Origin of the sequence: Streptomyces sp. SID3212 (genome assembly GCF_009865405.1) — a bacterium.
Taxonomy (GTDB): domain Bacteria; phylum Actinomycetota; class Actinomycetes; order Streptomycetales; family Streptomycetaceae; genus Streptomyces.
Window position 1 is genome coordinate 1 of sequence record NZ_WWJY01000303.1, and the last position, 14,417, is coordinate 14,417.

Here is a 14,417-nt window from a genome sequence, read left to right on the forward strand (position 1 = left end):
CCGCCAGCAGGGCCACCACGACGGAGACCACGCCGGGCAGCGGCAGCGCACGCGCGACGGTCGCCACGGCGACGGCGATCGCGCCGACGACGACGGCGTCCGGGACGGCCGCGAGATGTCCGGTGGCGAGGATGGCGAGCGCGGCGGAGGCGACGGTGGCCATCAGGCCCTGCATCCGCTCGTCGGCGCCCGCGTGGCTGCGGAGTTGGAGGACGAGCGTGAGCAGCACCCAGATGCCGAGCGTGCCGAGGATCGCGGCGGGGCCGTTCTCCTTGCCGACGGTCAGCAGGACGACGTCGGAGACCAGCCCGCCGAGGAACGCGAGCGCGATGCCCTGCCGGGCGGGCCACATGCCGTTGAGCCGGAACCACCCGGCCGCGGTGACGGCCTGGAGCAGGACGAGCGGGACGAGCAGCGCGTACGGGCCGAGGGCGGCGCCACCGGCGAGGAGCAGTCCGAGCAACGCGGTGAGCCCTGCGGGCTGCATGCCGGGCGGAATGATGGGCGACCGCCCCTCGGCGCGGGCGCGCTGGGCGTCGGTGATGCGGGCGTTGCCCATGGTGGTGGGCGGGCTGTACCCGTCGGCGACGGATGCGCCCTGGGGCGCGCCCTGCCCGAACGCGTCGAAGGCCCCGCCCTGCGGGGACGCGGCGGCGTGCGCGGGCGCGGCGGGGTACCCGGTGACGGCAGGTTGCTCCCCGGCCCCGGGAAACCCTGCGCCCCCGGTACGGCCCCCGGCCCCGGGGTACCCAGCGCCCCCGGACTGCCCGGCACCCCCGGGAAGCCCTGCGGCTCCGGCGGGCCCGGCGTGTGCGGCGGCCCCCCCGGGGTACCCAGCACCCCCGGGATGTCCCGCACCCCCGGCGGGCCCGGCGTGTTCCCCGGACCCGGTATATCCGTTGGACCCCACGTGCCCACCGGCCCCGGCGTGAGCCCCGGGCTGGGCGTGAGCCCCGGGCTGCCCGTATCCGTCGGACCCCGGGTATCCGGGAGACACCCCGCGCCCGTTCGAACCCGCAGGCCCGGTGTGGGCCGCAGGCCCGGTGTGCGCGGCCCCGGGCTGTCCGTATCCGTCGGACCCCGGGTGCGCGGGAGATCCCGTGGACCCCGTGGGCCCTGTCTGCGCGGCGGAGCCCCTGTGAGCGTGGGGACCCGCAGGTCCGGCAGACCCAGCGTGAGCCCCCGGCCCGGCGTATCCGCCAGGCCCCGTATACACGCCGGGCCCCGTCCGCCCGTCAGGCCCCGCCTGTCCGGGAGACACCCCGTGTCCGTTGGAACCAGCAGGCCCCGCGTATCCGTCGGGTCCCGGGTACGCGGCAGAGCCCGTCCGCCCGGGAGACACCCCGTGTCCGTTCGACCCCGCGTGCTCAGCAGGACCCGCGTGGGCCCCCGGCCCCGCGTATCCGTCCAGCCCCGCCTGCGCGGGAGAACCCGTTTGCGGCCCGGGGGCGGCATGCGCCCCGTATCCGGCGGATGCCCCCTGGCCGCCGGGTCCCGCCTGCGGCGCAGGCGGTACGTAGCCGTTGGGGGTTCCGTGCGTCGGCGACGGGCCGTGTGCGTTCGGGCCCGGGTGGGCGCCGGGGGCCGCGTGGGCTCCGGGGCCGGTGGGGCCCTGGTGTGCGCCCGGGTCGGTGGGGCCTCCGTGTGCGCCCGGGGTCGAGGGGCCGTAGCCCTCCGCGCCCTGGGCGGGAGTCACCGGCCCCGGGGCCTGGCGGCGACGGCGGCGGCCTTGGGGCTCGTGCGAGGGCGGCGGTGTGGTGTCCGGGGTCTCCGGGGGCAGGGGGTACGCGCCTTGCGGCGGCAGGTACGCCGTGTCCGCGGCGGGCTGCTGGGGCCGCACGTGCGGCTGGTACTGCGTGTCCCAGGTCTGGCCCTGCCAGGTCTGCGACGCCGGCGCCGCCGACGCGGGTCCCGCCTGCTGCGGTTCCGCCCAGCCCTCGCCCTGTCCCTGGCTGTGCCCCTGTCCCTGCGGGGACGGCGCCTGGTCCCCGAGGCCGGCTCCGTACGGCTCTCCCGTCGGCGCCTGGCCCCCGGCCCCCGGCCCGTACGGCTCCCCCGTCGGCGCCCGGCCCCCGGACCCCGGCCCGTACGGCTCCCCCGTCGGCGCCCGGCCCGCGGCCCCCGGCCCGTACGGGTTCGCCGCCTGCGGCTCGTCCTCGTACCCGGGCCGGTACGGCTCCTGTGGGTACGGTCGGCCGTACTGGTCGTAGCCCGGTCCGTACGGGTTCTGCTGATCGTCGCTCATGCTGTGCGGTTCACCCTCCTGCGAACGGCGGGAGCACCTCGACCGTGCCGCCCTCGGCAAGCCGTACGGTCTCATGCCCGCGGGTGCCCACGGGGGCGCCGTCCACCAGGAACGAGCACCGCCGGAGCACCAGGACCAGCTCGCCCGGGTGGTTCAGCCGGGCGGCCTCGAGCGCTTCCGCCAGGTTGTCGGCCCTGTACGGCTCCTCCGCCGTCCCCGCCGCGGCCTTCGCCGCCGCCCAGTAGCGGATCGTTCCCGCTGCCATGACGGTCCTCCCTTCCCGGTCGTGTGTCGGCCCGTCCGGCCGGTCGTGTGTCGGCCCGTCCGGCCCTCCATGATGGACGAACCCCTTCACCGCCCCGGCACCAGCCACCCCGCGATACGCCCCAGCAGCGCCTCGTCCGCCGCGTTCTCCGCGTGGCCCATGCCCCGTTCCACCCACAGCTCCGCCGGGCCCGCCGCCGCCAGCATGCGCGGATGGTCCAGCGGGAAGTACGGATCGCGGTCGCCGTGCACCACCAGCAGCGGGGTCGGGGCGATCAGGGGGACCGCTTCGGTCGGTGACAGGGGTACGGGGTTCCAGTCGCGGTCATGGATACGGGTGCGGAATCCCACGCGGCCGACGATCCGGCCCGCCGGCCGCGTCACCACCCAGTGCAGGCGGCGCATCGGAGCCGTACCCCGGTAATACCAGCGAGCGGGCGCACTGACGGAGACCACCGCGTCCGGCTTCGCTTCCGTGCGCCCCCCGTGCCGCTCCCCGTGCAGCGCCGCGTGGCGCAGCACCACCGAGCCGCCCATCGAGAAGCCGACCGTGACCACCCGCGTATGGCCGAGCGAGCGGGCCCACTCCACCGCCGCGGCCACGTCCAGCACCTCGCGGTCGCCGACCGTCGAGCGGCCTCCGGACGCCCCGTGCCCCCGGAAGGAGAACGTCACCACGGCCGCCCGGCGTGCGAAGACCCGGGCCGCGCGGCGGATCGCGGGCCGGTCGAGTGACCCGGTGAAACCGTGCGCCACCACGATCACCGTGCCCCCGAGCCCCTCATGATCGGCGGTCGAATCCTGGGCGAAACCCGCTGTACACGGCTCGTACATCGCGTCAAGAGGCACCCCGTCGGCCGTCCTGAGGATCTTGCGTACGACCCCCGGAGCGGTCGGGGCATCTGATGAACTGCGGTATCGACCCTCTTCCAAGGCGCACATGTGGGCTATTCTGCTGCGAAGAGGATCCGGGCAACGTAGCCCCCGGGTCCTTTTGCGTTTTCCGATCGTTGTTACAGACAGATGTCACAGCGTGACGAACGCAGCATTACGAACACCGCTTGAAGAACACCGCACCACCAGCAGTGCCGCATACGTCCTCGCAGGGACCGAGGAGGAACCGACGTAATGGGCAAGCGAACCGTGTACGACCCCAGCAGCACCTCGTACGAAGCCAGGCACGAAGCCTGGTACGAAGCCAGCTCCACCGGGGCAGGTGAGCGGCGATGAGTTCTCTGCTGCTCCTGACCAACGCCCTCCAGCCGTCGACGGAGGTGCTCCCCGCCCTCGGACTGCTGCTCCACAACGTGCGGGTCGCCCCCGCCGAAGGCCCCGCTCTCGTCGACACCCCCGGTGCCGACGTCATCCTGATCGACGGCCGCCGCGATCTCCCGCAGGTGCGCTCGCTCTGCCAGCTGCTCCGGTCCACCGGACCGGGCTGCCCGTTGCTCCTCGTCGTGACGGAGGGCGGCCTCGCGGCCGTCACCGCCGACTGGGGCATCGACGACGTCCTGCTCGACACCGCGGGTCCCGCCGAGGTCGAGGCGCGGCTGCGCCTCGCGATGGGCCGCCAGCAGATCTCCGCCGACGACTCCCCGATGGAGATCCGCAACGGCGACCTGTCGGTGGACGAGGCCACCTACAGCGCGAAGCTCAAGGGCCGGGTCCTCGACCTGACCTTCAAGGAGTTCGAGCTGCTCAAGTACCTCGCGCAGCACCCCGGCCGGGTCTTCACCCGCGCCCAGCTGCTCCAAGAGGTATGGGGGTACGACTACTTCGGCGGTACGCGGACGGTCGACGTCCACGTACGGCGCCTGCGGGCCAAGCTCGGCCCCGAGCACGAGTCGCTGATCGGGACCGTACGCAACGTGGGTTACCGCTTCGTCACCCCGGAGAAGGTCGAACGGGCCGCCGAGGAGGCGAAGGCGAAAGCCACCGCCGCCCTCACCGGGAACCGTACGGAGGGCCGTTCCGACGCCCGTACGGACAGCGGCGCGGAGACCTCCGCCGAGGACCGTGGGGACCACCGACAGAACCGTCGTGCCGAGGAGCCGCGGCACAACGGAACGGTCAACGGAACCACCAACGGGACCGCCGACGCGCGCTATGCCGAGAGGGAAGCTGCCGGACGGCCTGCCAAGAGGTAGGTCACCACGCGTAGACTGCCGCGCGTGGCCAAGGTGACGCGGGACGATGTGGCACGACTGGCGGGGACCTCGACCGCGGTCGTCAGCTATGTCATCAACAACGGACCCCGGCCGGTTGCCCCGGCCACGCGCGAGCGGGTACAAGCCGCGATCACAGAACTGGGATACCGGCCCGACCGGGTGGCGCAGGCCATGGCCTCACGGCGGACCGATCTCATAGGGATGATCGTGCCCGACGCCCGGCAGCCCTTCTTCGCGGAGATGGCGCACGCGGTCGAACAGGCCGCGGCCGAGCGCGGGAAGATGGTCCTGGTCGGCAACTCGGACTACCGCGACGAGCGTGAGGTCCACTACCTGCGGGCCTTTCTCGGCATGCGGGTCTCCGGTCTCATCCTGGTCAGCCAGGGCCCGAGCGAACGCGCGGCGGCCGAGGTCGAGGCGTGGGAGGCGCGGGTCGTGCTGCTGCACGAACGCCCCGAGTCGCTCGACGACGTCGCCGTCGTGACGGACGACGTCGGCGGCGCCCAACTCGCCACCCGCCATCTGCTGGAGCACGGGCATCCGTACGTCGCCTGCCTCGGCGGCATGGAGGACACCCCGGCCGTCGGCGACCCGGTGGCCGACCATGTCGAGGGCTGGCGCCGGGCGATGCTGGAGGCCGGCCGCTCGGTGGAGGGCCGGCTCTTCCAGGCGCCGTACAACCGCTACGACGCCTACCAGGTCGCGCTGGGACTGCTGGCGGGGCCCGACCGGCCCCCGGCGATCTTCTGCTCCACCGACGACCAGGCGATCGGCGTGCTGCGCGCGGCCCGCGAACTGCGCCTGGACGTGCCGGGCGAGCTGGCGGTGGCGGGCTTCGACGACGTCAAGGAGGCCGGGCTCACCGATCCCCCGTTGACTACGGTGTCGTCCGACCGTCCCGCGATGGCGCGGGCGGCGGTGGACCTGGTGCTGGACGAGGGGCTGCGGGTGGCGGGGTCGCGCCGGGAACGGGTCAAGCAGTTCCCGTCGGCGCTGATCGTGCGCCGGTCGTGCGGTTGCTCGTAGAGCCGTGAAGCCGTAGAGCCGTAGAGCCGTACGACCCTTGGCCTTTATATCGGGCATACAGGGTTCTGTCGGGCTTCTCACAGGCTCCTCAGCCAGTTCTCATCTGTGGCCACGACAGTCATATGCATGACGAACTACTGGGGCCGCACCGGCGGCGAGGACAGCGAAGAGCACCAGCCCCAGGGAGCGTTCGGGGACCCCGCGTTCCCCCCTCCTCCCCCGTATCAGCCCGACGTTCCCGCTCACCATGGCCACGGCGGCCACGGCGGCCACAGCGGCACCCCCGCCGCGCGCCGGCTGCGCGGTCCGGTCGGACTGCTCGCCGCGGTGGCGGTCGCCGCGGCCGTGGTCGGCGGCGGTACGGCGGGCCTCGTCGAGCACTTCTCCGGGGACAACAACACGAGCACCACCTCCACGACCGTCAGCGGCGCGAGCGTCTCGCAGAGCAGCCTCGGCACCGTGGCCGGCGTGGCCAAGGCGGTGTCCCCCGCGATCGTCGAGATCAACGCCACCTCCGACGCGGGTGAGGCGACCGGCTCCGGCGTGGTCCTCACCTCCGACGGCGAGATCGTCACCAACAACCACGTCATCGCCGACGCCTCGTCGGTCAAGGTCCAGCTCACGGACGGCAAGTCGTACACGGCGCGGGTCGTCGGCGCCGACCCCGCGAAAGACCTCGCCCTGATCAAGCTGGAGGGCGCGAGCGACCTGAAGACGGCCACGCTCGGCGACTCCTCCCAGGTCAAGGTGGGCGACGAGGTCGTGGCGATCGGCTCGCCCGAAGGCCTGTCCGGGACGGTCACGAGCGGGATCGTGTCCGCGCTCGACCGGGACGTGACCGTACCCAAGGAGACCGACCAGAGCCAGCAGCGGCAACAGCAGGACCAGGGCGGCGGCTGGCCGTTCCAGTTCGGCGGACAGCAGTTCAACGGGGACACCGGGGACTCGACCACCACCTACAAGGCGATCCAGACCGACGCGTCGCTCAACCCGGGCAACTCCGGTGGCGCGCTGATCAACATGGAGGGCCAGATCATCGGCATCAACTCGGCGATCTTCGCCTCCGGCTCCGGTACGAGCAGCGCGGAGGCGGGCAACGTGGGCCTCGGCTTCGCCATCCCCGTCGACACCGTGAAGGCCGACCTGCCGAGCCTGCGGGACGGCGGCAGCAACTGACGGACGTGGCGGTCGTCACACGCGGTTGACACAGGGCGTCGTCACAGGCGGTCGTCACATCCGTCGCACCGGTCGTCGCACCACATACGCCACGCAGACGAGGGGCCGTGCGACGCTGGTAGCAGCCCTGCCCCCCGTCCCCCGCCCCTCCTGCCGGAAGAAGCGACATGAGTCCCGCCGAAGGCGATCCCCAGCGGATCCTGATCGTCGACGACGAGCCCGCCGTGCGCGAGGCTCTCCAGCGGAGCCTCGCGTTCGACGGCTACGGGACCGAGGTCGCCGTGGACGGTTTCGACGCGCTCACCAAGGCCGCCGCCTACGCGCCCGACCTGATCGTCCTCGACATCCAGATGCCGCGCATGGACGGCCTCACCGCCGCCCGCCGCCTCCGGGCCGGCGGCTCCAAGGTCCCCATCCTGATGCTGACCGCGCGCGACACCGTCGGCGACCGGGTCACCGGTCTCGACGCCGGCGCGGACGACTACCTGGTCAAGCCGTTCGAGCTGGACGAGCTGTTCGCGCGGATCCGGGCCCTGCTGCGCCGCAGCTCGTACGCGGCGGCCACCGGGGGCGTCCCCGAGGAGGACGTCCTCGCCTTCGCCGACCTGCGGATGGATCTGACGACCCGTGAAGTCACGCGCGGCACACGGCGCGTGGAGCTGACCCGTACCGAATTCACCCTGCTGGAGATGTTCCTCGCGCACCCGAGACAGGTGCTGACCCGCGAGCAGATCCTCAAGGCCGTGTGGGGCTTCGACTTCGAGCCGAGCTCCAACTCCCTTGATGTGTACGTGATGTACCTGCGGCGCAAGACGGAGAGCGGCGGCGAACCGCGGCTCGTCCACACCGTGCGGGGGGTGGGGTACGCCCTGCGTGCCGAGGTCGCCGCGGGCGGTCAGGAGTGATCTCCCCGGTACGCCGGTTCCGGGCGCTGCCGATGCGCTCGCGACTGGCACTCCTGGTGGCGACCGCGGTGGCGGTGGCGGTCGCGGCGGTGGCGGCGGCCTGCTGGCTGCTGACGCGGGCGCAGTTGCAGAGCGAGCTGGACAACTCGCTTCAGAACACCAGTGTGTCCCAGCTGACGGCGACCGCGACGGACGCCGTCAACAACTGCCTCGACGGGACGGACGCGGAGGCCGCGGCCAACCCCGGCGGTTTCGCCAACTTCCAGGTGGTCCTCGCGGACGGCCAGCGGTGTGTCGCGCGGGGCTCGGAACCGGTCAAGGTCCACGCGTCGGACAAAGCCGTGGCGGACAGCGCCGTCCGGGAGACCTCGCTCCACGACAGCACCACCGACAAGGGCGCGGCGGTACGGGTCTACACCCAGCAGGGGGTGATCCGCCTGCCCGCCCTGCCCGGCGTCCAGCCCGTCCTGGCCAAGGTCGCCGTGTCCGTGTCCCGCCCCCTCAGCGAGATCGACAACTCCCTCAACCGGCTCGCCCTCCTGCTCGCCGCCGTCGCCGGCATCGGGGTGATCGGGGCGGGCGCGGCCGGGCTGTGGGTGGCGCGCGCGGGGCTGCGGCCCGTCGACGGGCTGATCGGGACGGTCGAGCACATCGCCCAGACCGAGGACCTCACCGTCCGGATCCCGGTGGAGGGCGACGACGAGATCGCCCGGCTCTCCCAGGCCTTCAACTCCATGACGGCGGCGCTCGCGTCGTCCCGCGAACGGCAGTCCCGGCTGATCGCCGACGCGGGCCACGAGCTGCGGACGCCGCTCACCTCGCTCCGTACGAACATCGAACTCCTCGCGCGCAGCGACGAGACGGGCCGGGCGATCCCGCCCGACGACCGCAGGGCGCTGATGGCGTCCGTCAAGGCCCAGATGACCGAACTGGCGTCGCTCATCGGGGACCTCCAGGAGCTGTCCCGGCCCGACGCCACCGATCCCGGCCCGCTCCAGGTCGTCGCGCTGCACGACGTCGTACAGAGCGCGCTCGAACGCGCCCGGCTGCGCGGCCCGGACCTGACGATCGACGCGCGGCTGTCGTCCTGGTTCGTACGGGCCGAACCGGCCGCGCTGGAACGGGCTGTGGTCAACGTCCTCGACAACGCGGTGAAGTTCAGCCCGCCGGGCGGGACCGTCGAGGTCGCGCTGGACGAGCGGGGCGCGCTGACCGTACGCGACCACGGGCCCGGCATCCCGGACGAGGATCTGCCGCACGTCTTCGAGCGCTTCTGGCGCTCCCCGTCGGCCCGCGCGCTGCCGGGCTCGGGTCTCGGTCTGTCGATCGTGGCCCGTACGGTCCAGCAGACGGGCGGCGACATCACGCTGCGTCCGGCGGAGGGCGGCGGGACGGTGGCGGCGATCCGCATCCCGGGGGCGAAGACGCCGCCGCCCGAGATGCGGTAGGAGTCCCGCCCGCTCAGCCGTTGTGGCGGAGGAGGGACTCGACCAGTCCGGGCCGGGTGGCCGGGAAGTCCAGCGGTACGATCCCCAGCCCGCGCCAGCCGGCCGCTCCCGCGCTGTCGAGGAGCGTGTGGACCTGGGGGTTGAGGCGGTCGGAGTTCCAGCGGGGCGGGAGCAGGGCGGCGGTGCTGACGTAGTTGACGAACAGCTTGCCCGGCTGCGCGACGGCCTTGCGGAAGTGGGCCTCGATCCGGGAGTACTTGGCGATGGGCTCCGCCCCGTAGTCGTCCTGGATGTCGAACAACGCGCCGTCCCCGTACCGGAGTCCGGGCAGTCCGCCGTTGTCGGCGAGCAGCACGACCCGGCCGCGCGCCTCGCCGAGCGTGGGCAGCCCGTCGCCGATGCGGAAGAGGGAACGCCAGCCCTTGCCGTCCAGGTAGGTGTCGAAGATGCGGCGGAACGTCTCGTTGCTCTCCTCGGAGTACTCCTGCTTGACGCGCATCAGGATGGTCTCGGAGGGGTGGGCGCGGAGGAAGTCCCGGCAGGGGGCGAGGATGTCGTCGAAGTTCAGGTTCTGGTAGTACGCGGCGTGGTGGATGGTGAACGCGCCCTCGAACGCCCGGCAGCGGATGTCCAGGAACCGGACGCCACTGGCCAACTGCTCGGCGACGCTGGTGGTTTGGCAGGCGACGTACAGACCGCCCACGCGGGCACCGGAGTTGTGGGTGCCGGGGATGGTGAGGGACGGCAACCGGGTCGCGTCCGGGAAGCCGCCCATCCAGTCCTGCGGGGCGAGGGCAGGGGCGAGGGCCGGGGCGGGAGCCGGCGCGGCGACGGCGGCGCCGGCCGAGGCGGTCCCGACGAGGGCGGTTCCGGACAGGGCGAGAGCACCGGCCAGGAAGCCGCGGCGGGTGGGGAGGGACGAGGTCATGTGGGGGGACGCCTCCGGGTCGTCGGGCGGGAACGGCCCTCGGATTATGACCTGTCCACGTCACACGCAGAAGGCGGCCGCCGCACGTCAGCCGAAACGGCCGGCGACGTAGTCGGCGGTGCGCTCGTCCTCCGGGGTGCCGAAGATCTTCCCGGTCGGCCCGTGTTCGACGATGCCCCCGGGAGTGCCCTGTTCGGCCAGGAAGAACGCGCACTGCTGCGAGACCCGGGCGGCCTGCTGCATGTTGTGGGTGACGATGACGACCGTGATGTGGTGCGCCAGGTCGTGGATCGTCTCCTCGACCCGGCGGGTGGAGGTCGGGTCGAGCGCGGAGCAGGGCTCGTCCATCAGCAGCACGCGGGGGCGTACGGCCAGGGCGCGGGCGATGCACAGACGCTGCTGCTGTCCGCCGGAGAGGGCGCCGCCCGGCTGGCGGAGGCGGTCACGGACCTCCTTCCACAGGCCGGCCCGGGTGAGGGACTCCTCGACCAGCAGGTCCTTCTCGCCCCGCGAGGCGCGGACGCCGGTGAGGCGCAGACCCGCGACGACGTTGTCGTAGATGGACATGGCAGGGAAGGGGTTGGGCTTCTGGAAGACCATGCCGATGTCACGGCGCGCGTCGGTGAGGCGGCGGCCCGGCGCGTAGATGTCCTGGCCCTCGAAGAGCACCTCACCGCCGAGCTGGGCCGACGGGATCAGCTCGTGCATGCGGTTGAGGGTGCGCAGGAACGTCGACTTGCCGCAGCCGGAGGGGCCGATGAGCGCGGTGACCTCACCGGCGGGCATGGTGAGGGAGACCCGTTCCAGCACCTTGTGGGTGCCGAACCAGGCGGAGACGGAACGGGCTTCGAGCGTGGCGGGGGCGGCCGGGGCCGGGCTCGCGTTCGTGGTGGTGCCCGTGGTGGTGCTGGGCGCGGTGGTGGTCTCGATCGTGGGCAGGACGACCGTGTCGGTCGTGGCGGAGTGGGGTGCGGCGGTGTCGGTCACGGCGGATACCTCGTGGTCAGAGAAGGTTGGGGAGCAGGTGGGTGACCTGGCCGGCGACCTGGAGTCCCAGGACGGCCACGACGGGGGCGCACACGATCCAGGTCTGGTGCCGGCCCCAGCGGTGCCAGGACCAGACGGCGGCGATCGCGACGACCACCAGGGCCTGGAGCCACATCACCAGCTCCCACGGGACGCCGTCGCCGCTCGCGAGCGGCTGCTCGGAGCCGGGGATCGAGCCGGGCACGATGGTCGCGGCGGGGGTCACGGCGACGGCGGACACCTGCTCGGCGTCGACGCGCAGGACGCCGGACGGCAGGAAGGCGCTACCGGTCGCGGTGACCAGCACCAGCCGCCCCTTGCCCTGGGCGAGTGTGGGCGGCGCGGGGTCCCCTGCCACCCGTACGTCCATGACGCGGTACGAGGCCTTGCCCTGCCCGGTCGTGGCGGTGAGGGTGTCGCCGGGTTCGAGCGTACGGAGATCGCCGAAGGGCCCCCCGTACGCGGCGGCCCTGCCGAAGATCACGCTGGTGCCCGCCTGTCCGGGCATCGGGGTGTCCCGGCGGTGGCCGGGCCCGTCGCTCAGGACCCGCGAGTCGGTGCCCTCCAGCACGGCCGCGCGGCGGAGGTGGAGCTTGGGGATGTCGAGGAGCGCGACCGGGGTGCCGGGGGTCAGCAGGTGCCCCCCGGCGTCGGTCTGGGCGACCGGCGCGGTGCCCTCGGCGAGGGAGGCCCGCAGCGTGTCGAACGCCGACTGCTGGGCGGCCCGGTACTGGAGGGGGCTGATCAGGAGCAGCTGGACGGTCAGCCCCAGCAGGAGGGCGGCGACGGTGAGCAGCGCGCCCCGGGCGAGATGCCGGGCCGGGGGGACGCGCGGCACGCGGGCCGGTGTCGCGGCCGGTGTCGTACGGGGCGGGGCTTCCGCCCCCGGCGGGCGGGGCGGGGACTGTACGGCGACCGTCACGGCGGCCTGCCTCCTTCGCGGGCGGTGCTCCGGTGGGTGGTGAACTGGCTTATCGGGCCAGCGAGTTGACGGGGTGCGCCGGGGAGGCCGGGCGGGCCTCCCCGGCGCGGTGGGTCACTTGGACGTCAGCGTGAAGTTCGCGCCGTCGCGGGGGAGCGTCGTGGACGTACCGGTGTAGCGCGCGTGCAGCGTGTGCTTGCCGGCGCGCAGGACCGGCAGGGTCACGACGACCTTGCCGTCCTTGAGGGTGCCGGTCGCGAGAACCTTGGTGCCCTCGCGGATCTCCACCTTGCCGGTGGGGACGATGCCCGTGGCCTTGACCGTGGCGGTCACCTTGGCCTTGGCGGTGTGGCTCACCGTCGTCGGGTGGGAGACGGTCACCGTCGGCGTGGTCTTGGCCACCGTCAGCTTCACACTGGCCGAGGACGCGCTGAGGGTGCTGCTGCCCGCGTAGGCCACCGACAGGGTGTGCGTGGCGACCGAGAGGCGGTTGGAGACCGCGACGGAGACCTTGCCGTTGACGACGGTGCCCGTGCCGAGGACCTTCGTGCCCTCGGAGACCGTGACCTTGCCGGTCGGGGAGACCGCGTGGGTGTCGGTGATGGTGACGGCGACCTTCGGGGTGACGCCGTAGGCGACCTTCGCGGCGGTGGCCGCGGTCTTGCTGACGAACTTGACCGGGGTGGTGACCGTGGCCGGGGCGCCGCCGCCGACCAGGTTGTTGGCCGTGACCTTGGCCGTGTACTTCGCGGCCTTCAGACCGGTGAACTCGAACGCCTTCGTCGTGGCGGGGAAGTCCTTGTTCTGGACGACCGCGCCGTTGACGTCGGTGAGCACCACGCGGTAGTCGGTGACCGGCAGCCCGGTCGCCGCCGGGGCGGTCCAGGAGACCTTGAGGCTCCCGTCACCGGTGACGGCCTTCGTCACCGGGGTGCCCGGCAGGGCGGAGGAGATGGAGCTGTCCTCCAGGCCGCCGAACTTGGCGTGCTTGGTGGGGCTGATGGAGCCGTTGTACGGCTCGTTCACGAAGCCGAACTTGGCGATGACGCCCTCGGCGTCGTCCGAGGCGAGCTTGGCCTCGTGGGTGCCGCTGGTGACGAAGACGTCGAACAGCGCCTTGTCGTAGAAGACGCTGGTCGGGTCGATGGCCCGGCTGGGGACGACGTTGTACACGTCACGGCCGAAGGTCGCGTCGTTGTAGAAGTCCGTGGCGGGGGTCAGCTTGCCGTCCGTCTTCACCGCGACCGGGGAGGTGAAGGTCACGTTGCCCGGCAGCTGGAGGCTGGCCAGGTAGGCGCCGCCCGCGACCGCGGTCCTGCTGTGGTCGGGCGCGATGCCGTTGTTCTGCGCGATCCAGCTGGCCACGGAGAACGGCACGAGGTCGCCGTTGTTCTTGACGGCGTCGTCGGCCTGGTTCTCCTGGACGACGGTGGCGATCCGGTCGACCGTGCTGTCGTCCGGGACGTTGATCGCGGCGAGGAAGAACTTCCGCGTGCCCGAACCGCCCTGCGGGATGAAGGGCTTGACCTGCTGGCCGTTCACCTGGGTGAGGACACCCGAGTAGATGTCGTGCAGCTGGGCGATGGTGAGGTTCTGGAGCGCGGAGCCCTTGACCGCCACGCCGACCGCGTCCCGGGCGAACGGGATGTAGGTGAGGCTGGTGCCGGAGACGCCGGGGCCGCCGGAGGAGCGGGCGAAGTCGACCTGGCCCTTGATGACGTCGGTGGTGCCCTGGAAGGGGATGCCGACCAGCGAGTCGGTGAGGGCGGTACGGCCCTTGCCCGAGCCGTTGGGGCGCAGGAAGGCGGAGCCGCCCTTACGGGTGGTGATCTTCGAGGTGGTGGAGAGGGTGCCGGGCTCGATCGCGTCGTACGAGGCGAGACCCGCGTCGCCCGACTTCACGGCCGTACCCGCGTAGTCCGTACCGTTCACGGTGTCGCCGGCCAGGGCGTTCAGCACGTCCTGCGTGGTGTCGGAACCGACGCCGACCAGCGTGCGGAAGGTGCCCGCGGGCGTGGGGTCGGCGGACGCCGGGCTCGCCAGGGCGAGGCCACCGGCCACGACGGCGGCGGCGACGGCCGTCGCGGTGAGGCGGATTCTGCGCATGGTGTTTCTCCTGCTGAGGACGGTGTGACGGGTGATGGGGCAGGGCTTTCCGGCAAGGTGGAGCGAGCCGTCCGTCCCGACTTCCTCTCGGGGCGGACGGCGGTCTGTGGGACGCGTCAGGGACGCGGGTGCGGCCGCAGCCGTTCCGGGAGGGCCGCGCGCAGCCGCTCCGGGAGGGCGAGGCGGGGCAGGACGGTGACGCT

Annotated in this window: 11 protein-coding genes and 1 pseudogene; 5 read left to right on the plus strand and 7 right to left on the minus strand. The window is 72.8% G+C overall.

Annotated elements, in window-relative coordinates; all coding sequences use genetic code 11:
* The 3 genes and pseudogenes from GT042_RS09190 to GT042_RS09200 form a co-directional block, all read right to left on the minus strand.
* A pseudogene (locus GT042_RS09190) lies at positions 1–580 on the minus strand (hypothetical protein); the annotation flags it as partial.
* 1,675 nt (positions 581–2,255) lie between these two features.
* Positions 2,256–2,510 carry a MoaD/ThiS family protein gene (locus GT042_RS09195; protein WP_161308210.1) on the minus strand — a complete coding sequence of 85 codons (255 nt, stop codon included), beginning with the start codon at positions 2,508–2,510 and terminating at the stop codon, positions 2,256–2,258.
* Positions 2,511–2,596: 86 nt separating this feature from the next.
* A complete protein-coding gene (locus tag GT042_RS09200; protein ID WP_161308211.1) occupies positions 2,597–3,451 on the minus strand; it encodes an alpha/beta fold hydrolase in 855 nt (284 codons plus the stop codon).
* A gap of 284 nt (positions 3,452–3,735) precedes the next feature.
* Between GT042_RS09200 and GT042_RS09205 the strand changes: the two genes are divergently transcribed.
* The 5 genes from GT042_RS09205 (at position 3,736) to GT042_RS09225 (ending at position 9,232) form a co-directional block, all read left to right on the plus strand.
* Entirely contained in the window at positions 3,736–4,656 is a 921-nt protein-coding gene (locus GT042_RS09205) for a response regulator transcription factor (protein WP_272925697.1), read from the plus strand.
* 24 nt (positions 4,657–4,680) lie between these two features.
* Entirely contained in the window at positions 4,681–5,703 is a 1,023-nt protein-coding gene (locus GT042_RS09210; RefSeq protein WP_161308212.1) for a LacI family DNA-binding transcriptional regulator, read from the plus strand.
* 126 nt (positions 5,704–5,829) lie between these two features.
* Positions 5,830–6,879 carry a trypsin-like peptidase domain-containing protein gene (locus GT042_RS09215; RefSeq protein ID WP_161308213.1) on the plus strand — a complete coding sequence of 350 codons (1,050 nt, stop codon included), beginning with the start codon at positions 5,830–5,832 and terminating at the stop codon, positions 6,877–6,879.
* A gap of 167 nt (positions 6,880–7,046) precedes the next feature.
* Positions 7,047–7,784 (plus strand): response regulator transcription factor, encoded by a 738-nt coding sequence (locus tag GT042_RS09220; RefSeq protein WP_161308214.1) that lies wholly within the window; start codon positions 7,047–7,049, stop codon positions 7,782–7,784.
* 32 nt (positions 7,785–7,816) lie between these two features.
* The gene (locus tag GT042_RS09225) at positions 7,817–9,232 is read left to right on the plus strand and encodes a HAMP domain-containing sensor histidine kinase (RefSeq protein ID WP_161308215.1); all 1,416 of its coding nucleotides are present in this window, start codon (positions 7,817–7,819) and stop codon (positions 9,230–9,232) included.
* A gap of 13 nt (positions 9,233–9,245) precedes the next feature.
* On the opposite strand, the gene GT042_RS09230 is transcribed toward GT042_RS09225, so the two are convergent.
* The 4 genes from GT042_RS09230 to GT042_RS09245 form a co-directional block, all read right to left on the minus strand.
* A complete protein-coding gene (locus GT042_RS09230) occupies positions 9,246–10,160 on the minus strand; it encodes a phosphatidylinositol-specific phospholipase C (RefSeq protein ID WP_161308216.1) in 915 nt (304 codons plus the stop codon).
* An 87-nt stretch (positions 10,161–10,247) separates the two neighbouring features.
* A complete protein-coding gene (locus GT042_RS09235) occupies positions 10,248–10,970 on the minus strand; it encodes a phosphate ABC transporter ATP-binding protein (protein ID WP_345943723.1) in 723 nt (240 codons plus the stop codon).
* A 193-nt stretch (positions 10,971–11,163) separates the two neighbouring features.
* Positions 11,164–12,108 carry a sortase gene (locus GT042_RS38885; RefSeq protein ID WP_161308217.1) on the minus strand — a complete coding sequence of 315 codons (945 nt, stop codon included), beginning with the start codon at positions 12,106–12,108 and terminating at the stop codon, positions 11,164–11,166.
* 114 nt (positions 12,109–12,222) lie between these two features.
* Complete coding sequence (locus tag GT042_RS09245; RefSeq protein ID WP_161308218.1) at positions 12,223–14,214, minus strand: Ig-like domain repeat protein; 1,992 nt, start codon at positions 14,212–14,214, stop codon at positions 12,223–12,225.
* Positions 14,215–14,417: the final 203 nt, after the last annotated feature.